The organism is Nocardia sp. SYP-A9097 (genome assembly GCF_009649815.1).
Classification (GTDB): domain Bacteria; phylum Actinomycetota; class Actinomycetes; order Mycobacteriales; family Mycobacteriaceae; genus Nocardia.
The window spans coordinates 87,790-109,358 of the sequence record NZ_WJIC01000019.1; the positions used below are offsets into that span (position 1 = coordinate 87,790).

21 protein-coding genes are annotated in these 21,569 nt (G+C 64.7%); 8 read left to right on the forward strand and 13 right to left on the reverse strand.

The window, feature by feature from the left end; all coding sequences use genetic code 11:
* Positions 1-80: 80 nt before the first annotated feature.
* Positions 81-398 (reverse strand): hypothetical protein, encoded by a 318-nt coding sequence (locus GFY24_RS29555; protein WP_153808387.1) that lies wholly within the window; start codon positions 396-398, stop codon positions 81-83.
* 379 nt (positions 399-777) lie between these two features.
* Between GFY24_RS29555 and GFY24_RS29560 the strand changes: the two genes are divergently transcribed.
* Entirely contained in the window at positions 778-1,614 is an 837-nt protein-coding gene (locus GFY24_RS29560) for an endonuclease domain-containing protein (protein WP_228566753.1), read from the forward strand.
* A 112-nt stretch (positions 1,615-1,726) separates the two neighbouring features.
* On the opposite strand, the gene GFY24_RS29565 is transcribed toward GFY24_RS29560, so the two are convergent.
* Together GFY24_RS29565 and GFY24_RS29570 are read right to left on the reverse strand one after the other, a co-directional pair.
* On the reverse strand, positions 1,727-2,032 hold the full coding sequence (locus GFY24_RS29565) for a hypothetical protein (RefSeq protein ID WP_228566754.1): 306 nt from the start codon (positions 2,030-2,032) through the stop codon (positions 1,727-1,729).
* Positions 2,019-2,390, reverse strand: a complete 372-nt coding sequence (locus tag GFY24_RS29570; RefSeq protein WP_153808390.1) for a hypothetical protein — start codon at positions 2,388-2,390, stop codon at positions 2,019-2,021. Before GFY24_RS29570 ends, GFY24_RS29565 begins: the two co-directional genes overlap by 14 nt.
* 226 nt (positions 2,391-2,616) lie before the next feature.
* On the opposite strand from GFY24_RS29570, the gene GFY24_RS29575 reads away from it, so the two are divergent.
* Positions 2,617-3,489 carry a helix-turn-helix transcriptional regulator gene (locus tag GFY24_RS29575; protein ID WP_153808391.1) on the forward strand — a complete coding sequence of 291 codons (873 nt, stop codon included), beginning with the start codon at positions 2,617-2,619 and terminating at the stop codon, positions 3,487-3,489.
* Between the two features lie 2 nt (positions 3,490-3,491).
* The gene (locus tag GFY24_RS29580) at positions 3,492-3,698 is read left to right on the forward strand and encodes a DUF397 domain-containing protein (protein ID WP_153808392.1); all 207 of its coding nucleotides are present in this window, start codon (positions 3,492-3,494) and stop codon (positions 3,696-3,698) included.
* A 226-nt stretch (positions 3,699-3,924) separates the two neighbouring features.
* On the opposite strand, the gene GFY24_RS29585 is transcribed toward GFY24_RS29580, so the two are convergent.
* On the reverse strand, positions 3,925-4,911 hold the full coding sequence (locus tag GFY24_RS29585) for a hypothetical protein (protein WP_153808393.1): 987 nt from the start codon (positions 4,909-4,911) through the stop codon (positions 3,925-3,927).
* 159 nt (positions 4,912-5,070) lie between these two features.
* On the opposite strand from GFY24_RS29585, the gene GFY24_RS29590 reads away from it, so the two are divergent.
* Positions 5,071-5,349, forward strand: coding sequence for a hypothetical protein (locus tag GFY24_RS29590; RefSeq protein ID WP_153808394.1), 279 nt, complete (start codon positions 5,071-5,073; stop codon positions 5,347-5,349).
* 451 nt (positions 5,350-5,800) lie between these two features.
* Here the strand turns inward: GFY24_RS29590 and GFY24_RS29595 are convergent, their stop codons facing one another.
* Complete coding sequence (locus tag GFY24_RS29595; RefSeq protein WP_153808395.1) at positions 5,801-6,214, reverse strand: VOC family protein; 414 nt, start codon at positions 6,212-6,214, stop codon at positions 5,801-5,803.
* Between the two features lie 99 nt (positions 6,215-6,313).
* Here GFY24_RS29595 and GFY24_RS29600 point away from each other — a divergent pair, with 99 nt between their 5' ends.
* Positions 6,314-7,315, forward strand: coding sequence for a phosphatidylinositol-specific phospholipase C (locus GFY24_RS29600; RefSeq protein ID WP_153808396.1), 1,002 nt, complete (start codon positions 6,314-6,316; stop codon positions 7,313-7,315).
* Here the strand turns inward: GFY24_RS29600 and GFY24_RS29605 are convergent.
* A complete protein-coding gene (locus GFY24_RS29605) occupies positions 7,289-8,851 on the reverse strand; it encodes an MFS transporter (protein ID WP_228566755.1) in 1,563 nt (520 codons plus the stop codon). The two genes, GFY24_RS29600 and GFY24_RS29605, sit on opposite strands and share 27 nt — an antisense overlap.
* Positions 8,852-8,937: 86 nt before the next feature.
* Here GFY24_RS29605 and GFY24_RS29610 point away from each other — a divergent pair, with 86 nt between their 5' ends.
* Positions 8,938-9,369 carry a MarR family transcriptional regulator gene (locus GFY24_RS29610; RefSeq protein WP_309231496.1) on the forward strand — a complete coding sequence of 144 codons (432 nt, stop codon included), beginning with the start codon at positions 8,938-8,940 and terminating at the stop codon, positions 9,367-9,369.
* Here GFY24_RS29610 and GFY24_RS29615 read toward each other — a convergent pair whose 3' ends face one another.
* From GFY24_RS29615 to GFY24_RS29625, 3 genes are all read right to left on the reverse strand, one after another.
* Entirely contained in the window at positions 9,370-10,611 is a 1,242-nt protein-coding gene (locus tag GFY24_RS29615) for an MFS transporter (RefSeq protein WP_309231497.1), read from the reverse strand.
* 166 nt (positions 10,612-10,777) lie between these two features.
* A complete protein-coding gene (locus tag GFY24_RS29620; RefSeq protein ID WP_153808397.1) occupies positions 10,778-13,159 on the reverse strand; it encodes a glycoside hydrolase family 3 protein in 2,382 nt (793 codons plus the stop codon).
* The gene (locus tag GFY24_RS29625; protein ID WP_153808398.1) at positions 13,156-14,007 is read right to left on the reverse strand and encodes an alpha/beta fold hydrolase; all 852 of its coding nucleotides are present in this window, start codon (positions 14,005-14,007) and stop codon (positions 13,156-13,158) included. The genes GFY24_RS29620 and GFY24_RS29625 overlap by 4 nt, the downstream gene beginning before the upstream one ends.
* Positions 14,008-14,154: 147 nt before the next feature.
* Here GFY24_RS29625 and GFY24_RS29630 point away from each other — a divergent pair, with 147 nt between their 5' ends.
* Positions 14,155-14,757, forward strand: coding sequence for a TetR/AcrR family transcriptional regulator (locus tag GFY24_RS29630; protein ID WP_153808399.1), 603 nt, complete (start codon positions 14,155-14,157; stop codon positions 14,755-14,757).
* Positions 14,758-14,785: 28 nt separating this feature from the next.
* On the opposite strand, the gene GFY24_RS29635 is transcribed toward GFY24_RS29630, so the two are convergent.
* The gene (locus GFY24_RS29635; RefSeq protein ID WP_228566756.1) at positions 14,786-15,559 is read right to left on the reverse strand and encodes a VOC family protein; all 774 of its coding nucleotides are present in this window, start codon (positions 15,557-15,559) and stop codon (positions 14,786-14,788) included.
* A 161-nt stretch (positions 15,560-15,720) separates the two neighbouring features.
* Between GFY24_RS29635 and GFY24_RS29640 the strand changes: the two genes are divergently transcribed.
* A complete protein-coding gene (locus GFY24_RS29640; protein ID WP_309231498.1) occupies positions 15,721-17,325 on the forward strand; it encodes an FAD-binding protein in 1,605 nt (534 codons plus the stop codon).
* Positions 17,326-17,346: 21 nt separating this feature from the next.
* Here GFY24_RS29640 and GFY24_RS29645 read toward each other — a convergent pair whose 3' ends face one another.
* The 3 genes from GFY24_RS29645 to GFY24_RS29655 are packed head-to-tail and all read right to left on the reverse strand — an operon-like array spanning position 17,347 to position 21,451.
* Entirely contained in the window at positions 17,347-19,332 is a 1,986-nt protein-coding gene (locus GFY24_RS29645) for an acetoacetate--CoA ligase (protein WP_153808400.1), read from the reverse strand.
* Complete coding sequence (locus GFY24_RS29650; RefSeq protein WP_153808401.1) at positions 19,329-20,078, reverse strand: 3-hydroxybutyrate dehydrogenase; 750 nt, start codon at positions 20,076-20,078, stop codon at positions 19,329-19,331. The genes GFY24_RS29645 and GFY24_RS29650 overlap by 4 nt, the downstream gene beginning before the upstream one ends.
* Positions 20,075-21,451, reverse strand: a complete 1,377-nt coding sequence (locus GFY24_RS29655) for an MFS transporter (protein WP_153808402.1) — start codon at positions 21,449-21,451, stop codon at positions 20,075-20,077. The genes GFY24_RS29650 and GFY24_RS29655 overlap by 4 nt, the downstream gene beginning before the upstream one ends.
* Positions 21,452-21,569 lie beyond the last annotated feature (118 nt).

Consider the following 21,569-nt stretch of genomic DNA (forward strand, 5'->3'; position numbering starts at 1 on the left):
GGGCCACATTGTGCCTTTCGATCCACTCAATCAGCGGGATTTCATCGAGCGAATTGCGGCGCGCCGTTCTATGGGATCCGTCAACCCGTGGTTGATATCTGCGTTGAGCCGAGTACGCAATGGGCATGTCCGCCTTTTGCGGCCGTCTCCGAAATACAATTCCAGGTTCCACTGACGTCGAAGATGCCGTCCACATATCCGCCGCTTCCCTCGCTGCGGCCCGCCTTGACATCCAAATAGTACTGGGCCAGAACCGATTTCACGCTCGTGCACAAAATGCTTCCGGCGTCGATCATGGTATCGACGAGTGTTCCTATGACGGTTCTTACAGTGCCGCAATGCGTTCCAGGGCCGGGCAAAATCGGTTGCGGTGTCGTCGAATTGATGGTCGTGGTCAAGGTAGCCGATTGAGAAGTTGTAGCAGTCGGATTCGATATTTTGGTGAGGGTTGGCGGGTGAGTTCCACCGCGTTAGCGCAGGCCTACTCCACTGCGGCATTCATGCGAGTCGCTCCACGTCGCCGCCGTCGATTGAAAGCGGTCTGAACCGAGGCCGAGAAGATCATTCCGCGCGCAAGGGGTTGCGACATCCGGAAAGGCCCCGGTTGCATTCGACTTTCGCGCCGTCGACTCACCGGCTGAGGCCCAGCCGGTGCCTGCGGCATCTCTGGCCGTTGCAAAGGGTGCGAAGCTTTCATCTCCCGTACGAGGCTGTCGACTCCGGCGTAGAACTCGATGGATGGGGGAACTGGAGGGGCCCTTTCCTGGGTCGTGGGCAATGGACGCGGGTCTCGTCACCGATTGGGAGCTGCGGCACGATTTCGACCGGGTGTTCCCGGATGTGTACATGGCGAAGGGGTATGTACTCGATGCGGCGGCGAAGGCACGGGCGGCCGGGCACTGGGCCAAGGGGCAGGGAGTGCTGGTCGGACTGTCGGCTGCCGCTATGTATGGCACTCGCTGGCTGAATGCCGGAACTCCGGCAGAATTGGCATTGCCCGGACATTGCAAGCCGCCGAACGGTATTCGCACGGTCCGGGACACGCTCGAACGGTCGGAGTGCTGTGAAATCGACGGCTTCCGGGTGACCACTCCGGCTCGCACCGGCTTCGATATCGGACGCCGACTGTCGCGTGCGGAGGCCGTGCCAATTCTCGATGCACTGTGCGCCGCAACCGGACTGACGCCCGATGATATCGCCGCGCTGGCCGAGCATCACTCCGGCCTGCGCGGAATCAGGCAACTGGCGAGGACCATTCCGCTGATCGACAGCGGTGCGGAATCACCGCCGGAGTCACTCACCAGACTGCTGCTTATCGACGACGGATTACCCACTCCTGCGACGCAACTCGTCATTCGCGACGACTACGGCTGCTTTGTTGCCCGCGTCGATATGGGGTGGAGGCGCTGGCAAGTCGCGGTCGAATACGACGGTATCCAACACTGGGCCGACCGGGATCAGCGCACCAAGGACATCGACCGCTTCGCCAACCTGGAATCCCTGGGCTGGCGAATCGTCCGGGTCAACGCCCAACTCCTGCGTACCCGCCCCCACGTAATCCTCGACCGAGTCCGCTTCGCCCTCCGCACCCAAGGCGCTCAGCTGGACGGTTGATCAACGGGAACTGACCGGGGGCTCTACTCGCGATTTACCACGGTCAGTTCCCGTTGATCTTGATGCGCGTCAGGGGGAGGACTTCGTGGGGTTTCGTTAGGGCTTGCATCGGTCAATTCGGGTGGATGGTATGGCTTCTGATGGTGTCCTCGACCAGATGTAGACCGTCTGCGGAATCAGAAGGTTCGAGACCGTCGAAGATGACATCGAGGATGGCGGCGCGATCGAGAGTGGCTGGGATGCGGTGGGATTCGCGGGCGCTGACTATCACGGCGAGCAGAACCGCCGCGTAGATGCGCGAGCGGGGCACGGTCAGCCGCCAGCCATGGAGTTCGCGCTCACGCAGGCGGGCGTCAACGATGTCGAGGACGTCCTGGATCACCTGGAGTTCGATCTGGGCGCGGTCATCGAAGGGCATGGTGACCACCGAGAAACAGTGTGCCGCAGCCGAACAGCGCGGTTCGTAGCATCGTGAACAACAATCTGGCGGGGTCCGTCGATGTTCGGGCGGCACGCGGGTCGAGAATCATGCGGCCCGCCGTGACCAGTACGTTGCGCGCCCGCGATCGAACCCGGCAGGTCGCCACTCCGCATTCGAGATGTAACTGCATTGCCGTATGCGCCTGTGCCGCAGTCAATATGCCGGGATCGGCATAGCACGACCACAACCCGCGCACCGAATACCCGACCTTCGTGGTGGCGTACTCGGCCTCCCGCTTCTCACGTTCGATGCGCGCGATGATCGCCTGCACCGACCACTGCTTCTTGCTGGACATCGTTGACCCCCTTGGTCATCGGCGGAAGAGGATTCAGGTTCGGCATCCTTCCGAGCGTGCTACCAGCTCACATCCGGCGGGTGGTTCCCGACGGCAAGATTGGATAATCAATTGGAATTGATCCGAAAACCCAGCGCGAGATCCGCGAATGCAGGGAAAATCATCCGCACGGGACTGCAGCACCATCCAAAAACTGGGGTTACATCGTCCAACTGGGGAGGCCGCCATGGCTGAAACCGCTTCGACCGTTCCGCGCCGACAGCTGGGTCGCTACCTACGGGAACTGCGCCAGCAATCGGGCATGACGATTGCCGAGGTCGCCCGGCGGATCGAGCGTGGTGCTACGACCGTGCAGCGACTCGAGACCGGTCAGGCCGATCGGATTCGGATGTGGGACATCGAAGCGCTATGCCAAGTGCTCGGAGCCGGGGAGACCGAGACCGCAGCGCTCAAAGGGCTTGCTCAGCAGGGCAATACGAAAAGCTGGTGGCACGAGTACGGCGATCTCATCCCGCAGAACTTCGATGTGTACATGGGCCTGGAATCAGCCTCCGCGTCATTCACATCGTTCCAGGAACTCGTACCCGGCCTGGCCCAGACCCCGGACTGTGCACGCGTCTTGATGCGGACAGTGCATCCTGGTGAGTCGGGGTCCGAGATCGACCGTCGCGTCGAGATGCGGATGCACCGCCAGATCCTCATCACGCGCCATTCGAAACCCTTGTCCGTCACCATGATCCTGGATGAATCCGTCCTACACCGAGTGATCGGCAGCGCGAAGATCATGGCCACTCAGCTGCGCCACCTCGCCGATTTGAGCACCAAGCCGAATGTCGCCATTCGAATTCTTCCCTATTCGGCAGGTGTCCCCCTGGGCGATCTGACCGGCCCGTTCATCATTCTGGATTTTGACGATGACGACACCGGCCAGTCCTTCGAACCACCGGTGGTGTACGTCGAGAGCTACACCGGCGCAATGTACTTCGACGATCGCGATAGCGTTCAACGCTATCGAACTGCACACGAGACCATGTGGCAGGTAGCGTTGGACGCGAGCCGAAGTAGAGACCTGTTACGCCGAGCGAGCAAGGACATATGAGTATGAATGTCGATCCGTCCGGAGCACGGTGGTTCAAGAGCAGTCACAGCGGGGGCAGCCAGGAGTGCGTGGAAGTCACTTTCCTCGATGCCGGTCCAGTCGGAGTTCGAGACTCGAAGAATCCCACCGGACCTGCACTGATCTTCGCACCAAGCGACTGGGACGCATTCACCTCCGGCATCGCCACGGGCAACTTCGACCTTCACTGACAGCCGGTGGGAGGGTGCATCGATCGTCCTGACTATCTCAGACGAAACGGAGCGCACTTGACGGCGGCGCCGAAACACTCTGTTGGACAAGCGATCACCAGGACTTGGTGGCTCTGAATTGAGGGGCGACGCCGCCCTCAGTTCCTGATGATCATGCGCTCAGTTACTCACACCGGGGGCGATGGTTCCCATGGGAGAGTGCGGCCGTGCACGTGGGAGGGACGGGTTACGGCTCCAGTTTCAAGACTGCGATGTGGTCGGTTTGCGCTATGGCAAGCCGTGTCCCGTCGGGATGCGCGACGGCGACCGGTGTTGGCACGTGGGTGACCCCGTAACTACCGGACTTCCTTCCCGCGTCTACGTCGGGCCATTCGATGAGCGTTCGACCCGAGGTCGGGTCGATCAGTCTGGGGTGGCCGTACAGGGACACGATGCGCTCACCGCAGGCGATCATCGTGCCGACCGGATGACTCAACGGGGAGCGAGAAAGCCAGCGGGCTGAACTGACGGACCAGATCCCGAGTTGCCCGGGCGCGAGCGTGTCGGGCTCCGCGTCCCCGTCCTCATTCGAGGCTGCGATCGCCACCCGGTCGCTGTCGAGCCAGCACGCGGATTCGACCTCGGCGTCGCACATTACGGCCGGTAGAAGGCCCAGGCCGTCGAGCACCGTCGGGTCCTTCACCGCTGCTGCCAGATCGAAGATCATCGCGATACCGTACGGCTGCCAAACCCAGCCCGCGGCAAGCAGATACCGGCCATCGGGGCTGATCGAAAGTCGTGAATGGAACACATCCTGCGGTGTCCGGGAACCCTCGGTGATACGACGGCCGGTCTCGGCATCGTCGATCTGCAATACGTTGTACTCGTTGGGGCAATGCACAACGACCTCGCGCCCATCGGGCAACGTGCCCAGGGCGACCGGGAAATCGAAATCCTCTGCGTGGTAATAGCTTCGGTCGAGTTCACGGAGCAGCTCCCCGCCACTCAGAAACAACGCCTTCGTACCGCGTTCCGCGTACAGGACGTCGAATCGACCCGATGGCGAGGCCACCGCATGATCGAACGACCCGGCGAACACGTGGAAAATCTGTGGCGAGTCGGCGGTACCGTCGGGCGACCAGCGGGTCGGGCCATTCGAGAAGTCGACCAGATCATCGCCATCCCACGACAGGGCTGACACCTGCCGCCCAGTGGTAATACGTTGTGCCTGCATGGATCTCCCCCGAACTTCAACTTGGGCCGTCACATTACCGGGAGCCGACTCAACCTGTCTTGGCACCGCCGGAACCCTCGAGTCGGAACAACTCCACTCATCGCACGGTGAAAAATCGCCGAGCGGGTTCGGATGGCCTGAGCGGTCACAAATCCCGGCATGACGGCAAATATGCTGCCTACCTTTAAATATCTGACCGCTCAGGCCGGTTTCGCCAGCCGACCCCCCGATGATCCGGATCGTTCCGGTGCGGGGCTGATCTGGGAGGCAATGGGAGTGTGGGAGTTGGACGACGGCTTCGGAGACGTAACCTCGCACACCATCGAACATTTCGGGACACCGGTCCTCATAGGGGCTGATGCGCTGCTGAACGAGGGCGTCGTCCCCAGCCCGCTGTGTATCGCCGTCCTCGACACGTTGAAAGCCAACTGGAGTTGATCCGAACAAATTAGGTTGCCTGCAGCGAGGGCGACCGGTGAAATGGGGTGGCAACCGAGGGAAGGGTGGAGGAATGACGTTGAGTGGCAAGGGATCTCGTCGGATTTCGGTGGATGGGGTTACCTATCGCTGGCGAGTGCGTGGGAGGGCGACCTATTGTCAGAGTATGGGGTGGTCGCCCCTTATCTTTGCGGTTGATCGGCCGGAGCGTGGGGGTACCACGCTGCTGGTTACAACGGATCGTGTGCACCCAAGCATTGCCTGGATCAACAGTGAGATACGGCCTGTGTTGCCGGCGGAGGTGGCGGACACCATCAGGATTGCGGTCGCGCGTGGGTGGAAGCCGGTCGAGAATGGGGCCACGTTTCACCTCGATTTGTCACTCTCGGGTGGTCCGGCACCGCAAAAGTGACTTATCGAAGCGAATGGTTGTCGCATCGCGCGTGCGTATTTACTTCGGGGCGACCAACTCCAGGGCGATGTTGTCCGGGTCTCGGAATTCGAGGATGTAGCTGGGGCCTATGTCTTTGATGTTCTCGCGGACGGCTCCGCAGGAATCGAGGTGGGCGGCGGCGGATTCCAGTTCGGTGAGGGATCCGACTGTGAAGGCGAGGTGGTCGAGGCCGGTGCGGTTTTCGTCGAAGGTGTCGGCTCCTGCGGGGCGGAGGCCGATCAGTCCTTGGTTCATCCGGTAGATCACTCCGCCGTAGAGGAAGCCGAGTTGGTGGCGGGTTTCGTCGTCGGCATCGGGTGGAACCTCGAGGGCGACGGGCCATCCGAAGACTTTTTCGTAGAAGGCCCGCGACCGTTCGATGTTCTGCACGGTGAGCCTGATGTGTGCGATGGACTCCACGGAAATCGACATGTCACCGATGCTGGCACGTTGCCGGCCTACTCGCTGGTTCGGGCGTGAATCGGGCGAAGCGGTGGTACTGGTCTCCCGTCCAGGTTAGGCTGCCGCCCGATGAGACTGACACGCCGAGACTTCGTACGTACCGCCGTCGCCGCGGCCGCCGGTATCGCCGTGGCCGGACCGGCCGCGCGGGCGAGCGCGCTGCCCGCGCCGCAGGGCTGGATGGGGGCGCTGCCGGACGCCACTTCGCTACTGCGGCTCACTATTCCGGGGACCCATGATTCGGGGTGCACCGATCCGGGCAATGGCACCGAGTGGTCGCATACGCAGAACTGGTCTATCGGCGAGCAGTTCCAGCGCGGGATCCGGTTCCTCGATATGCGCTGTAACGGGTTGCAGGATCATATGAGTGACTCGTTCGGGATCTATCATTCGGCCTCGTACCAGGGGCTGACGTTCGATGGCGTACTCGACGACTGCCGAAACTTCCTGGGGCGCAATCCCGGTGAGGTCATTGTCATGCGGGTGAAGAAGGAGAACGGCACGAAGAACGATGTCGGGGGTGACTTCGAGCGCATCTTCAATGGATACCTCGACACCAAGGGGTATCGGTCGCTGTTCTGGCTCGGGGACCGAGTGCCGACGCTCGGCGAGGCCCGCGGGCGGATCGTGTTGATCGCCCAGTTCGCCAATCAGCTTCCGGCGCTGCAATGGCCGGGCGGGGATAACGGCGTGTTCACCAATGACCGCTTCTACCTGCAGGATCGGTACAAGGGCAATGGGCTGATGGGGCTGGACTCCGGATCAGGTTCGGGCTCAGCGGGTTCGGGCTCCTCGGGCACCGGATCATCCGGCGGCGACAAGTATTCGTATGTCCGGGACTGCTTCGACAAAGCAGCCGCGGATACGAACAACTCGCTGATGTACATCAACTTCACCAGCTACTCCGACAATGCCTGGCCCAAGGACAACGCGGCCGCGATCATGCCGAAGGTGGAGGGCTACCTGAATGAGCATCGCGGGCAGCCCGCCCACTTCGGCATCGTCCCGATGGACTTCCCTGACCGGTACCCGAATGTGCTGAATCTATTGCTGGAGAAGAACTTTCTCTGAGTCGGCCGATTCGGCAGCAGGGTCGGGCTTGCGGGCGGGCCGCAGCGAAATCGCCAGTACCGCGGCACCGCTGAGGGCGATGATCATGGTCCAGACGCTGCCGACATGCATGGCGTGAATGAACGCGTCATCGGCGGCGTGGGCCAGGTCGGGCCGACCGATCACACCGGCTATATGCCGGGCCTGTTCGGCGGATATCCGCGCCTGATCCTGCACTCCCGCAGGCAGATCCGGCACCGCGCCGGCCATCCCGCGCCGGTACGCGATGGACATGATGGTGCCGCCCACCGCGATTCCGAGCACACTGCCGGTCTGCCGCACCGTATTGTTCACCGCCGACCCCGCACCCACCCGTTCCAGGGGCAGCGTATTCATCAAAGCCCCTGTGACAGAACCGATCACCATGCCGATCGAGAACCCCTGAATCGCCACCACAATGATGTTCAGGACAATCGGCGTCTCGAGTCCGAAGAAGGCGGAGCAGCCCATAGCCAGGGCCGCCACCGTCAGCGCGGTCACGGTGACCGGTCGCAGTCCCCAGCGACGCACCAGCCGAACACCCAGCGGCCCACCGATAATCACCCCGACCGCGGTCGGAGCGGTGATCAGTCCGGCGTGCAGCGGCGAAAAGCCCCGTGCGCCTTGCAGATAGAACGCCGCGTAGAAACCGGACGCGGTCATGGCGAAGAGCAGCAGTCCGAGCGCGGCATTCCCGCCGCCGAACACCCGCTGCTTCAGCAGTCGCGGATCGAAACTTGGCTGGCGCATACGCAATTCGACAATCACGAACGCGGTCAGCAGTAGTACACCCGCGACGATCGGAGCCCACACATCCACCGGCGTCCACGAGGCAAGCTGCCCGGCGCGAATCAGCCCGTACGCCAACGCGGCGAGCCCGGTAATGGACAGCAGCAACCCGGCCGGATCCAGCGGACGCGGTACGGGACTGCGGAATTCGGGAACAAGCGTGAAGATCCCCACCAACGCGATCGCGACGGCCGGAACATTCACCAAAAAGACCGAGCCCCACCAGAAGTGATCGAGCAGCACACCCGCCAGCAGCGGTCCGGCGGCAATGCCGACACCCGCCGACGCGGAGGAGATACCGATCGCGGTGGCCCGTGCCGGACCGGTGAAGGTCCACGTCAGCAGGGCCATGGTGGCGGGCGCGATGAAAGCGCTACCCACACCCATCCCGGCCCGCGCGGCAATCAACTGACCGGCATCACCGGAGTAGGCCGCCCACACCGAGGCGCCGGCGAAGGTCGCCATGCCGAGACCGAGCATCAGCCGATGCCCGAAGCGGTCACCGAGCGCACCCGCGGTGAACATGAGTGCGGCGAAGACCAATGTGTAAGAACCCGTGGCCCATTGCAGCTGCGCGGGGGTCGCGCCCAGGCCACGCGCCGGGTCGGCGAGGGTTTCGAAAACGGTGCCGAGGATGGTGTTGTCCATCCAGATCAGGAATGAGGAGAGCACGAGGACGGCGAGGATCATCCGCTGCCGAGTCTTGGGCAGCGCCACAGGCGTGGTCATAACAGCCTTCGGTAATATCGGTAGGAACCTGACGGTTACAGAATGCATAATCGTCAGGAACCTGTCAATCACCGGAAGGCTGTGCTGTGGGTTCCTATCGGTCCAACGATGGTGCGCTGACCTTCATGGTCCGCAAGGTCTGGTTGACCATGCGCGCGGCAATCGGCGAGGAGCTCAAGGCTTTCGGACTCTCCACCTCGCAATACGCCACCCTGCTGATGACCGATCAGCATCCGGGCATGTCGGTCGCGGATATCGCGCGCGAGGTGGCCAGCACCCGCCAGGCCGCCAATGAAATGGTCGGCGGCCTGGAACAGGCCGGCCTGATCGAACGGCAGCCACACCCCACGGATCGGCGCACACACCGGATTCAAATCACCGACGAGGGGCGAAAGACGTTGGCGGCGGCCCGAATCGCCGTCGCCAACCGAGAAGCCGAATTGGAGGCCGGGTTCACCCCGGCACAGGGCGCGGCGATTCGCGACTGGCTCGAAGGAATCGCCGAAGCCTGCCGCTGATCAGCGCACAGAACGAATCGGCGCGACGGCGAGCGCGCCCAGCACCGAGAGCAGACCACCGAGAATGAAGAGCGAGGAGTATCCGACCAGGCTGACCACCGCCGACGCCACGAACGGTCCGAGAATCTGCGGGCCCGCACTGGCGATATTCAGCACACCCATATCGCGGGCGGCATCCTCGGCCTTGGGCAGCACCATGGTGACCAGGGCGGTGTCCACGGCCATGAAGCAGCCGAAGGCCAAGCCGTTGAGCGCGGTGAAGGCGAGCATGCCGCCCCAGGTCGGACTGAAGACCGGAATCAGCAGCGCCACCGCCGCCAGCACCGAAGAGACCGCCACGAAGGGTTTGCGGCGGTCCAGCCGGTCGGACAGGACACCGCCGACCACCGTCGAAAGGGTCATTCCCACAGCGGAAATGGGCGCGAGGTAGGCCACCGCGGTAGCGGGCTTCATCCCCTCCGGCAGCCGAATATGGTCCTGCAGAATGTAGAGCTGGTAGCCGACCACACAGAAGTAGCCGAGTACGAGCAGGGCGCGGCCGATGAACGCCCAGCGGAAGTCGTGCTCGCGCAACACACTCAGGAACGCGGTGGCCTGATCACGCAGGGGCGCGGCCTTTTTGGGTGGCATCCGCTGTTCACGCGCACCGGCGGTGAATACCACCGCGGCGACGCCGACCAGCACACCCAGGGCGAGATAGCCGATGCCGTAATGGTCGGAGGCGACCGAGGCCAGCACCACGCCGACCACCGTACCCAGCGGAATGCCGAGACCGACTGCCGCCGAGGCTATTCCACGGCGCTCCCGCGGTACTCGATCCGGTACGACCGAGGTGATGGCGGCCTGATAGACATTCATGACCGCCTGCCCGATACACCAGGCGATGGCCACCAGCAGCACCGTACGCACACTGCCGAGCAGCGCCATGGCGGCGATCGAGCTCAGGCCGGCGGCGAGAATCCACGGATTTCGGCGCCCGGAGCGATCCGAGAGCGCACCCGCGACCGGATTGAACACGGTAGCGAAGACCGCCGCGATACCCGCGACCAATCCGAGATTGGCGACCTTGTTCGCCGGATCGATGTGCTCGATCTGCAAGGGCAGCAGCACGCCGCCGACGCCGGAGTACAGCGCGTACATCGCGGCATTGCCGACGAACAGCAGAGGCAGTAGTCCCTTGGTGGGAGCATTTGCCGCAGAAGGGGTTTCGCCGACCGAAAGGTCGGCGTCAGAGTTGACCACGGTGAAATCCAGGGTGTGAGAGAAAGCGTGGAAATGAAGTTCGCCGCGGCTTCATTGAGGACAATCGTCGCGAAGATCCCCCGCCCCCGGTCCCGCCCCACCTCGTCATCCCGGGAGGTTCGCGGCCGGGATGACGAGGGGAGCTCGCCGGTTGGATGGGGGTGTCTCAGCTGATTTCTGCGGTGAGTGGCAGTGCGGTTACCGAGGTGCCGATGTGCAGGGTGAACGCGCCCGGTTCGACGGCCCAGCCCTGTTCGGTCCAGTGCTCGAAGGAGCGCTGCGGCAATTCGATGGTGGCGGTGACGGTTTCGCCCGCACCCGCCTCGACCGCGGCGAAGCCCGAGAGCCAGCGCACCGGGCGGTCGATGGCGCTGTCCTCACGGGACAGGTACGCCTGCACCACCTGACGGCCCGAACGCTCGCCGATATTGCGGACGGTGACGGTTGCGGTGCGACCGCTCACCGTCAGGTCCACCAGCTCCCAGCTGGTGTAGCCGAGGCCGTGGCCGAACGGATACGCCGGGGCCACACCGGATTTCAGCCAGGCACGGTAGCCGATGTGAATACCCTCGGTGTACGGCAGCGAGTTGTCGGCGGCGGGCTTGGTGTCCAGCACCGGCACATCGGCCATGACCTTGGGCCAGGTGGTGGGCAGGCGGCCACCGGGTTCGGTGGCGCCGGTGAGCACATCGGCGAGCGCATCGCCGAACTCCTGACCCGGGAACCACGAAAGCAGCACGGCGGCAACATCATCGCGCCACGGCATCTCCACCGGCGCACCGGAATTCACCACCACGATGGTGCGCGGGTTCACCGCTGCCACCGCCGCCACCAGCTCATTCTGGCGACCGGGCAGCGCGAGATCCTTGCGGTCGTAACCCTCGGATTCGATCTGCTCGGTGGTACCGACCACGACCACCGCGACCTCGGAGTTGCGCGCCAATTCCACTGCGGCGGCGAACTCCTCGTCGACGGAGCGGCGCGGGCGGCCGATACCGAAGGTGATGCCCATGGCGGGCAGGCCCTTGTCGAGGGCGGGAACCAGCTCGATGAGCACATCGATCTCCTCACCCTCGGCGAGGGTGCGGGTGACCCAGCGCTGCGGCGGGCTCAGCAGCATCTCGACCGGATCGCCGCCCTCGGGGAAGACGGTCTCGCTGAGCACGGTCTCGCCGTTGATCTCCAGGCGCAGCGTGCCGACGCCCGCGTAACCGATCCGCCACTCCCCCGCCTCATCGGCGCGCAGGCGGCCACGCACCTCGAAGGACTTGGCCTGCATGGCGTACGGCGTACCGAACAGCATGAGGGTGCCGGCGGTGCGGTGCTCGGAATCCAGCACGGTCTCGCCGTCGAGGAAGCGCAGGTTCACGCCCGGGGTGCCGGTCTCCGGATCGGTGACCAGATCCAGCGGCACCGCGATCATATTCTCGTTGAGATGCACGCCCGGCGTGTACACCACCGGCAGCACCTCGCGCAGCCCCTGCAACGGTGAAGTCGTATGCGACGGAACGACTGTCGCGCTACCACCACCACCGAAGCGCGGCTCGGCGGCGGCCGCGCCCAGCAGAGCGACCTGGGCGGGCTTGCCCAGCGGCAGCACACCGTCATTGGCGGCCAGCACCATGGCCTTGGCGGCGGCATCGCGGACCAGCCGGCGCGCGGTCTCATCGGTGAAAGCCGGTGTCTGCTGCGGGGTTCCGTTCAGCGCGCCCACGCGCTGCGCGAATCGCAGTATGCGACGGACCTTTTCGTCGATGGCGGCCTCGGGCACCTCACCCTTGCGGACGGCCTCGACCAGCGGCGCGGCCCAGAGTTCCCACGGGCCGGGCATGGCCAGGTCGGTGCCCTTGGCGGCACCTTCGGTGGAGCGCACCGCGGTCCAGTCCGAGACCACCACACCGTCGAAGCCCCACTCGCCCTTCAAAGGCTCGTCCAGCAGCGGGTTTTCGGTCATGGTGACGCCATTGACGGAGTTGTACGCGTCCATGATCATCCACGCGCCGGCCTCCACCGAGCGCTCGAACGGGTACAGGTACAGCTCGCGCAGCGTGCGATCGTCGACAATCGCGTCGGCGGTGAAGCGCTCGGTCTCGGAGTCATTGGCCACGTAATGCTTGGGGCACGCGCTGACGCCGTGATCCTGTACGCCGGTCACATAGGCGGCAGCCATCTCACCGGTGAGCATCGGGTCCTCGGAGAAGCATTCGAAATGCCTTCCGCCGAGCGGGGATCGGTGCAGATTGATGGTCGGTCCGAGTACCGCATACACATTCTTGCGGCGCGCTTCGGCGGCGATGAGCCCGCCGATCTCGGCGAGCAGATCGCGATCCCAGGTGGCACCGAGGGCGGAGCCGGACGGCAGGCTGACCGAGGGGTCGCGCTCATCCCAGGTCTCACCGCGCACACCGGAGGGGCCGTCGGAGACGGGCATCTCGGTCAGGCCGATGCTCTCATCGCCCGCGAAGCGGAAGATATTTGACCCGGAGATGAGCCGGATCTTGCCCTCCAGATCCAGCTTGGCGAGCAGATCTTCGATGTAATCGGTCATGCCAGTTCCTTCCAGAAGCTCACCAGATCGGCCGTTACCTGCGCGGGGACATCCTCGTTCGGCACATGGCCGATACCCGGGTACACCGCGGTCCTAGCCTGCAACTGTCGAGCGAATTTCTCATGGACCTCGGGGTCCCACAGATCGTTCGTGTCGCCGTACGCGACCAGCAGCGGCACCCCGGCATCGCGCAGCACGGCCGGATCGGCCAGCGGCGGCGCCTCCATGCACTTGAGAATGCCGAGGAGGTTCGCCTGCTTGGTCCGCAGGATGCGGTTGTGCAGGAATTCGCCGCGCTCGGGCGAGGGCGTCTGCCCGGCGGCGTCCATGGCGGCGCTCATCTGCTGCCAAAGGAATTCCGGCCCAGCGGATTCCACCACCTGCGCCACCATCTGCGGCGGCGGGAATTTGATGTCCTCGACCGAGGACGGGCCCGACGCGATCAGGGTGAAGCTGCGGAATCGGGCGGGCGTCTCGACCACGGTGACGCGGGAGACGTAGCCGCCGAAGGAGTGCCCGACCAGGTGCACGGGCGCGTCCGGCGAGATCTGATCGACAACCCCGTGCAGGTCACCGACGAAGTCGGCCATGGTGTAGCCGGAGATATCGTCCGGCCCCTCGGACTGCCACTGGCCCCGCTGGTCGTACGCGACCGCGCGATAGCCGGCCGCCGCGAGCAGCGGGAGCATGAATTCGAAGTCTTCCTTGGAGCCGGTGAAGCCCGGAACCAGCACCACGGTGCCGAGGTTCGGCGTATCGGCGGACGGGTTCACCTCCCATCCGGCGAGCGCACCCGCGCCACCCCGCAGCGTGATCGATTCGATCGGCGTCTCGGTGCCCTGAGTCATCGGCTGTCCTTCCTCGCACGTCCTGAACGGCTGGCACGAGTGTGCCAGTGGACAACCAGTTTACCGAGTGACTACTCGGCACTGTTACCGGTTCGTTATGCGATGCTGTTTTTGCAGCTACCAGCCTTCGGACTACTGTCGCTCCTCATGACGCCGCACCCCCAACGCCGGAGACGGGGCGAGGACCGCCGCGAGCAGATCATCGACCAGGCGCTCGAGAGTTTCGCCGAGAACGGCTATCACAACTCCTCGATCGCCGAGATCGCCGCGCGCTGCGGGCTCTCCCAGCCCGGCCTGCTGCACTACTTCCCGAACAAGGCGGCGTTACTCTCGGCGGTCCTGGAATACCGCGACCGACTCGACTACGACCGCCTCGGCATGAGCCGGCAACTGCGCGGCAAAGACGCACTGCAGCAACTGGTTCGGCTCGTCGAGCACAATATGCACGTACCCGGCCTGGTCCAACTGTTCACGGTCGTCACCAGTGAAGCGGTCACCCTCGATCACCCCGCCCGGCACTGGGTGATCAATCGCTATCGAATCCTGGAGACCTACTTGGCGGGCGCACTCGAAGGTGGCATCGCGGACGGCACCTTCCGCCCCGATATCGATACACCCGCCGTGGCCCGCCAGATCTCGGCCATGATGGACGGCCTGCAACTGCAATGGCTGCTGGACCCCGACCAGGTCGATATGGCCGAACTCTTCCGGACCTACATCGATGAGCTCACCACCCAGCTGTCGAGGTAATCCTGTTGCCGCACACCGGAATCCGCCACTACGACGACGAGGTGCGGATGACCGCGAAGCGCGCACCGAAAGGGTCGGCGAGTTTGGCGAAGCGGCCGACGCCCTCCAGATCGATCGGGGCCGAACGTACTTTGCCGCCGAGCTGCTCCGCCTTGGCCACTACCGTGTCCACGTCCTCGACCTCGAAATACGGTAGCCAGCACGAGCCTTCGGCCGATTCCACCGGATCCATATCGAGAGGCACTATGCCGCCGAACATGGCCTCCGTGCCGGTGTCCTTCGGATTCACCGTGGTGTATTCACCGCCGCCGGGCATGGGCACAATGAAGAAATCCTGTTCGAAGACGACGCGATAGAAGTCGCGGGCGCCCTGCACATCCGGGGTGTAGAGCTCGATCCAGCTCAGGCTGCCGGGGTCGGCCACCATCTCCAGGCCCTTGTCGACGCCGGGCTGCCAGACCGCGAAGGGCACTCCCGTGGCGTCTCGGAAGTACGCGGTGCGGCCCAGGTCCATCACATCGGCGGGCTCGGCGAGGATCTCGCCGCCACCGGCGCGCACGGCCGCGGCGGTGGCATCGGCGTCGGCGGTCTGGAAATAGATGGTGAAGGCGGTCGGGGACTGTTCCACCGGAATGTTCATTCCGCCCGCGACGGTCCGGCCGTTCGACCGAAACATGCCGTAGCCACCGATTTCAGGTCCGCCGGGCAGGAAATCCCAGCCGAACAGGCCCGCGTAGAAGGCGGCCGCGCTCTCGATATCCGGCGTGCCCCAGATCGATCCAATTCGGGGAGCCGGTGACATAACGGGTAGTGAGCACGAGAATTCCTCTCAGGTCCGTTTTCAGGTCCGCAGAAAATTCTTCTCCACCCTACGCGAATGGCACCCGTGAACTAGAACACGTTATAGTTCAGTCCGCTTGGCATCCGACGCCGGCAATCTCATTCGGGAAGGTGGTCGCAGCGGTGCGGACCTGGGATTCTTCGGCCGATATCGTTGTCGTGGGGTACGGCGGCGCGGGTGTGGCGGCGGCGCTGGCCGCACGAGAATCCGGAGCCGATGTACTGGCCCTGGACCGGTTCCTCGGCGGCGGCGCCACCGCACTGTCCGGCGGCATCGTGTACGCCGGCGGTGGTACCTGGGTGCAGCGCGCGGCGGGGGTGCAGGACGATGTCGAGAATATGCTCGCTTACCTGCGCGCGGAGGTCGGCGATGCGGTGAGCGAGCAGACGCTGCGGCGATTCTGTGAGGGCTCGACGGCCATGATCGATTGGCTCAGCTCGCACGGGGTGCCGTTCCAGCCATCGCTGTGCCCGTACAAGACCTCGTATCCGACCGATGAGCATTACCTGTACTACTCGGGTAGCGAAAACTCCGGTGGCTTCCGGGAATTGGCGACACCGGCGCAGCGCGGGCATCGCGCGCACGGGCGGGGCGTCTCGGGCAAGAAACTGTTCGGGCCGCTGGCGGCCTCGGCGGCCCGGCACGGGGTTCGGGTCCAAACCGGTACCCGGGCAACCAGACTCGTCATCGAGGACGGCCGGGTCGTCGGAGTCGAAGCGATCACGCTGCGCGATGCGCCCGCGAAGGTGCTCCGGCGGTTCGCGGCACTGGCCAAGATTTCCGCGAAACCCGGTGTCTACCACCCGGGTCTGCGCAACGCGGTCGGCAAACTGATGGATCGGATCGAAGCGCGTTACGGCACGCCGGTACGCATCGAGGCACGTACGGGTGTCATTCTCACCACCGGCGGATTCATCGCCAACGGCACGATGGTCGGGCAACACGCACCGAATTACCCATGGGCAGAGGGCCTTCCGCTCGGGACCGCCGGTGACGACGGCAGCGGTATCACCATGGCGCAGGCCGCCGGCGCGGCCATCGGCAAGATGGACGCCATCTCGACCTGGCGGTTCATCGCGCCGCCGAGCGCGTTCTTCGGTTCCATCGCGGTGGATGCCAATGGCCAGCGCATGCTCGACGAATCCCGCTACGGTGCGGCCATGGGCGCGGCCATTGCCACCAGCCCGGGCAATCGGGCGTGGTTGCTGGTGGACGCGGAGCTGATGGCCGAATCGCAGCGGCAACTCGGCGGACAGTCGGTGTGGTTCCAGCGCATGCAGACCGAGCGGCTCATGCGGGTCAAGCCCATCACCGGAAACACCATCGAGGATGTGGCGGCGCGGGCCGGCATCGAACCCGCGGCGCTGCGCAAGACCGTGGACGCGCACAATCGCGCCATCGAGCAGAATCTTCCGGACCCGATGGGCAAACCGGCCGATATCCGCAAGCCGATTCGCACGGGACCGTATGCGCTGCTGGATATTTCATTCAAGGCGCGACTGACGTATCCGATGCCCATGCTGACCCTGGGCGGGCTGCTGGTGGATGAGGACACCGGCGCGGTGCGCACCGCGGACGGCGGCACCATTCCGGGATTGTTCGCGGCGGGACGGGCAGCCGTCGGAGTCTGCTCCAACTCCTATGTGAGCGGTTTGTCGCTGGCCGACTGCATCTTCTCCGGGCGTCGCGCCGGAGCGCACAGCGTGCAGGTGAACAGCGCGCTCTGAGCTGCCGGTGCGGTTCTCGGTTCAGACCTCGGGACCCGTGCCGACGGGGCGGTGGGTGGCGTACCAGGACAGCAGTTCCGGGGCGTCTATCGCGCTCGGGTCCACGACTCGGGACGGATTCGCGCCCTGGAGTAGGCGTTTGAGAGGGACCTCCAGCTTCTTCCCGGTGCGGGTATGCGGAATGCCTGGGGCGCACAGGATTTCATCGGGGACGTGACGCGGGGAGACCCGGGTACGGATGGTGTGCGCGATGCGGTCACACAGCTCGGAGCTGAGCTCCAGGCCGTCGCGCAGGACCACGAACAGCGGCATCCAATAGCCGCCGTCGGGTTGTTCGATACCCAGCACCAGCGCTTCGAGCACTTCGGGCAGCGCTTCGACCGCCTGGTAGATCTCGGCACTGCCCATTCGAATACCGTTGCGATTCAAGGTGGAATCGGAGCGGCCGTGCACGGTGATACCGCCGTGCGCGTTGATGGTGATCCAATCGCCGTGCCGCCACACCCCGGGATAGGTATCGAAATAGGCGTCGCGGTAGCGCGAGCCGTCCGGGTCGTTCCAGAAGCACAGCGGCATCGACGGCATGGGAGCGGTGACGACGAGTTCGCCGACCTCGCCGTGTACCGGGCGACCCGACTCGTTCCAAGCTTGCAGCGCCACAGCGAGATACGGCGCGGAGAGTTCACCGGGGCGGACGGGGACGGTCGGTACACCGCCGATGAACGCCGAGACGATATCGGTGCCACCGCTGATGGAGGAGACCGGAATATCGCCGACGTGGTCGCGCAGCCACAGCGATGACGAGGCGGGCAGGGCCGCGCCGGTGCTGCCGATCTGGCGCAGCCGGCTCAGATCGTGGGTGCGCGAGGGCAGTACACCCGCCTTCTCACACGAGAGGACATAGCCGGGGCTGGTGCCCAGCACAGTGGTGCCCGTGCGAGCGGCCATGTCCCACAGGGCATCCGGAGACGGGTATGCCGGGCTGCCGTCGTAGCAGATGATGGTCGCACCGACCAGCAGTCCGGCGACCTGGAAGTTCCACATCATCCAGCTGGGGCTGGTGTACCAGAAGAAGGTGTCGTCGGAGCCGATATCCGACTGCAGGGCAATGGCTTTGAGGTGTTCCAGCAGGACACCCCCATGGCCGTGCACGATACCCTTGGGCTTACCGGTGGTGCCGGAGGAGTAGAGCACCCACAGCGGGTGCGCGAAATCGACCGGGGTGGTGACGATTTCCGCCGGAGACCAGCCGAGCTCGGCGGAGAGGTCCTCGGTGGCATCATCCCAGTCGAGAGTGCCTTCCAGGGTATGGCCCAGTCGTGCGAGCACGATGGTGCCGCGCAGGGTGGGCAGACCCGCACGCAGAGTGGCGATCTCGGCGCGCCTGTCATGTGTTCTGCCGCCGTATCGGTAGCCGTCGGCGGTGATCAGCACCGTCGGCTCGAGCTGGCCGAGACGGTCCAGAGCGGCCGCGGCGGTGTAGTCCTGACCACAGGCGCTCCAGATCGCACCGAGACTGACGGTAGCCAGGAAGGCGATGACCGCCTCGGGGATATTCGGCAGGTAACCGGCGACCCGATCGCCGGGCCGGACCCCCAGCTCGCGCAATGAACGGGCCAGAACGGCGGTACGGGAAAGCATTTCGGCCCAGGACACCTCACGGGGCGGGGCGTCCTCGCCGAGCGCGATAATCGCGGGCCGATCGGCGCGCGCCTGGCGCACCACCTGGTCGACGTAGTTGAGCCGCGTGCCGGGGAACCACTCGGCTCCCGGCATCGCCGCTTCGGTGAGTATCTCCGAGGGAGTGTCGCCGAGCTCGAAGTACTCCCACAGCGCCCGCCAGAACCCCGGAATATCGTCGACCGACCACTGCCAGAGTTCGTGATAGTCCGCGGCGGTGACGCCATATCGCCGCTCCACGAACCGGGTGAAGTCGGTAATCCGCGCGCCCGCAATGGTTTCCGTATCGGTTGTCCACTGCGGCGCGGTGTGCTCGGACACCGTCATCGGGCGCTCCACCCACCATCCATGGTGTAGCTCGCACCGGTCACCATGCGGGCAGCAGCGGTGGCGAGCCAGCCGACCAGCGCGGCCACCTCCTCGGGCTCGACGAGTCGCTTGATGGCGTTCTCGGTCAACATGATTCGCTCCACCACCTCCTGCTCGGCGATGCCGTGTGCCGCCGCCTGATCGGCGATCTGGGTGTCCACCAATGGGGTTCGCACATACCCGGGGCTGACACAGTTGCTGGTGACGCCGTGCGGGCCACCCTCCAGCGCGGTGACCTTGGAGAGCCCCTCCAGCGCGTGCTTGGCGGTGACATATCCGGATTTGTAGGCCGAGGCCCGAATGCCGTGCACCGAGGAGATATTGATGATCCGGCCCCAGCCCTGCTGGTACATGTGCGGTAAAGCGGCACGAATGAGCAGGAAGGGAGCTTCGACCATGAGCGCCAACAGCATTCGGAAGCGCTCAGGCGGGAAGTCGGCAATCGGGTTGATGCTCTGCACCCCGGCGTTGTTCACCAGAATGTCCACCTCGAGGCGCAGGTCCTCCAGTGCGGTGACATCCAGCAGATCGATTTCCCAGGCGTGGCCGCCGACCGCGGCGGCCACCCGCTTCGCGCCCGGTCCGTCGATATCGGCCACGATCACCGTGGCCCCCTGCGCGGCAAGCTCTTTCGCGCAGGCCGCTCCGATCCCGCTCGCACCGCCCGTGACCAGGGCGGTGCGTCCGACCAGCTCGCCGCTCATGCGGCCACCTTTCGATTGCTCTCGGCCGCCAGGTTTTCCGCGTCGGCGAGATCTATGGCGGCCAGATCCGCGCCATTGGTCTCGCGCGCGAACAGCACCGCGACCACGGTGACGGCGGCGGCCCCGGCCAGGTACCAGGCAATCGGCACCGAGGACTTGTAGGTATTGAGCAGTCGCACCGCGATGATCGGCGCGAGCGATCCGGCGACAATCGAGGTCACCTGATAGCCGAGGGACACACCGGAATACCGCATCCGAGTAGGGAACATCTCGGCCATGATGGCGGGCTGGGCGGCATACATGAAGGCGTGGAAGACCAGGCCGATAATGATGGCCGACAGAATCACCGCATTGTGTTTGCTGTCCATCATGGGGAAGGCGAAGAAGCCCCAGGTGCCGCCGGCCAGTGCGCCGATCAGGTAGATCGGGCGACGCCCGAACCGGTCACTGAGCCGTCCCGCCAGGGGGATGACCGCGAAATGCACTGCGTGCGCGGCCAACAGCCACCACAGGATCACCTTGGTATTGGCTCCGACATGCACCTTCAAATAGGTAATGCTGAAGGTGACCACCAGGTAGTACAGGATGTTCTCACCGAAACGCAGTCCCATGGCGGTGAAAACCCCACGCGGATAACGCTTCAGCACTTCGATGGCGCTGAACGAGGTCGCCTTCTCCTGCTCGGCCAGCTGCTGCGCGGCCAGGAAGATGGGCGCATCGGTGATCTTGGTGCGCACGTAGTAGCCGATCAGCACCACCACCGCCGACAGCCAGAACGCCACCCGCCAGCCCCACGACAGGAACGACGCATCCGACAGCGTGGAGGTCAGCACCAGCAGCACTACGGTCGCCAGCATATTGCCCAGCGGCACCGCGGCCTGCGGCCACGAGGCCCAGAACGCGCGACTCTTACTCGGACTGTGTTCGGCCACAAGCAATACCGCGCCACCCCACTCACCGCCGACGGCAAAGCCCTGCATGAAACGCAGAACCACCAGCAGCGCGGGAGCCAGGTAGCCGACCTGCGCGAACGTCGGCAGACAGCCCATCAGGAAAGTGGTCGCGCCCACCAGCAGCAGACTCAACTGGAGCAGCTTCTTGCGGCCGTACTTATCGCCGAAGTGCCCGAACACAATTCCGCCGATCGGCCGCGCCGCGAAGCCCACCGCATAGGTGACGAACGCCGCCAGAATCGCATCCAGATCACTGGTGCCCTTGGCGAAGAACACCTTGTTGAAGACCAGCGTCGCCGCCGTGCCGTAGAGGAAGAATTCGTACCACTCGACGACGGTGCCCGCCATCGAGGCGGCCACCACCCGCCGGAGTCCCGCCAGCGCTGTGCCCTGCGGCGGCTCCGTATCCCGGACGCTCATCGTGCAACTCCTTCACGATCGGGCCGCGTCCCCTCATCTGTGACGCGGCCCACAAATCAATCAGGTACCGAGTATTCGTGCACACTCGAACGGCAGCAATGGGCAAGTTCGCAGGCCA

Excerpts from the sequence above, each read along its gene's own strand:
- GFY24_RS29560 (WP_228566753.1), top strand. The coding sequence starts at position 778 with ATGGACGCGGGTCTCGTCACCGATTGGGAGCTGCGGCACGATTTCGAC.
- GFY24_RS29565 (WP_228566754.1), bottom strand. The coding sequence starts at position 2,032 with ATGCCCTTCGATGACCGCGCCCAGATCGAACTCCAGGTGATCCAGGAC.
- GFY24_RS29570 (WP_153808390.1), bottom strand. The coding sequence starts at position 2,390 with ATGTCCAGCAAGAAGCAGTGGTCGGTGCAGGCGATCATCGCGCGCATC.
- GFY24_RS29575 (WP_153808391.1), top strand. The coding sequence starts at position 2,617 with ATGGCTGAAACCGCTTCGACCGTTCCGCGCCGACAGCTGGGTCGCTAC.
- GFY24_RS29580 (WP_153808392.1), top strand. The coding sequence starts at position 3,492 with ATGAATGTCGATCCGTCCGGAGCACGGTGGTTCAAGAGCAGTCACAGC.
- GFY24_RS29585 (WP_153808393.1), bottom strand. The coding sequence starts at position 4,911 with ATGCAGGCACAACGTATTACCACTGGGCGGCAGGTGTCAGCCCTGTCG.
- GFY24_RS29590 (WP_153808394.1), top strand. The coding sequence starts at position 5,071 with ATGACGGCAAATATGCTGCCTACCTTTAAATATCTGACCGCTCAGGCC.
- GFY24_RS29595 (WP_153808395.1), bottom strand. The coding sequence starts at position 6,214 with ATGTCGATTTCCGTGGAGTCCATCGCACACATCAGGCTCACCGTGCAG.
- GFY24_RS29600 (WP_153808396.1), top strand. The coding sequence starts at position 6,314 with ATGAGACTGACACGCCGAGACTTCGTACGTACCGCCGTCGCCGCGGCC.
- GFY24_RS29605 (WP_228566755.1), bottom strand. The coding sequence starts at position 8,851 with ATGACCACGCCTGTGGCGCTGCCCAAGACTCGGCAGCGGATGATCCTC.
- GFY24_RS29620 (WP_153808397.1), bottom strand. The coding sequence starts at position 13,159 with ATGACCGATTACATCGAAGATCTGCTCGCCAAGCTGGATCTGGAGGGC.
- GFY24_RS29625 (WP_153808398.1), bottom strand. The coding sequence starts at position 14,007 with ATGACTCAGGGCACCGAGACGCCGATCGAATCGATCACGCTGCGGGGT.
- GFY24_RS29630 (WP_153808399.1), top strand. The coding sequence starts at position 14,155 with ATGACGCCGCACCCCCAACGCCGGAGACGGGGCGAGGACCGCCGCGAG.
- GFY24_RS29635 (WP_228566756.1), bottom strand. The coding sequence starts at position 15,559 with ATGTCACCGGCTCCCCGAATTGGATCGATCTGGGGCACGCCGGATATC.
- GFY24_RS29645 (WP_153808400.1), bottom strand. The coding sequence starts at position 19,332 with ATGACGGTGTCCGAGCACACCGCGCCGCAGTGGACAACCGATACGGAA.
- GFY24_RS29650 (WP_153808401.1), bottom strand. The coding sequence starts at position 20,078 with ATGAGCGGCGAGCTGGTCGGACGCACCGCCCTGGTCACGGGCGGTGCG.
- GFY24_RS29655 (WP_153808402.1), bottom strand. The coding sequence starts at position 21,451 with ATGAGCGTCCGGGATACGGAGCCGCCGCAGGGCACAGCGCTGGCGGGA.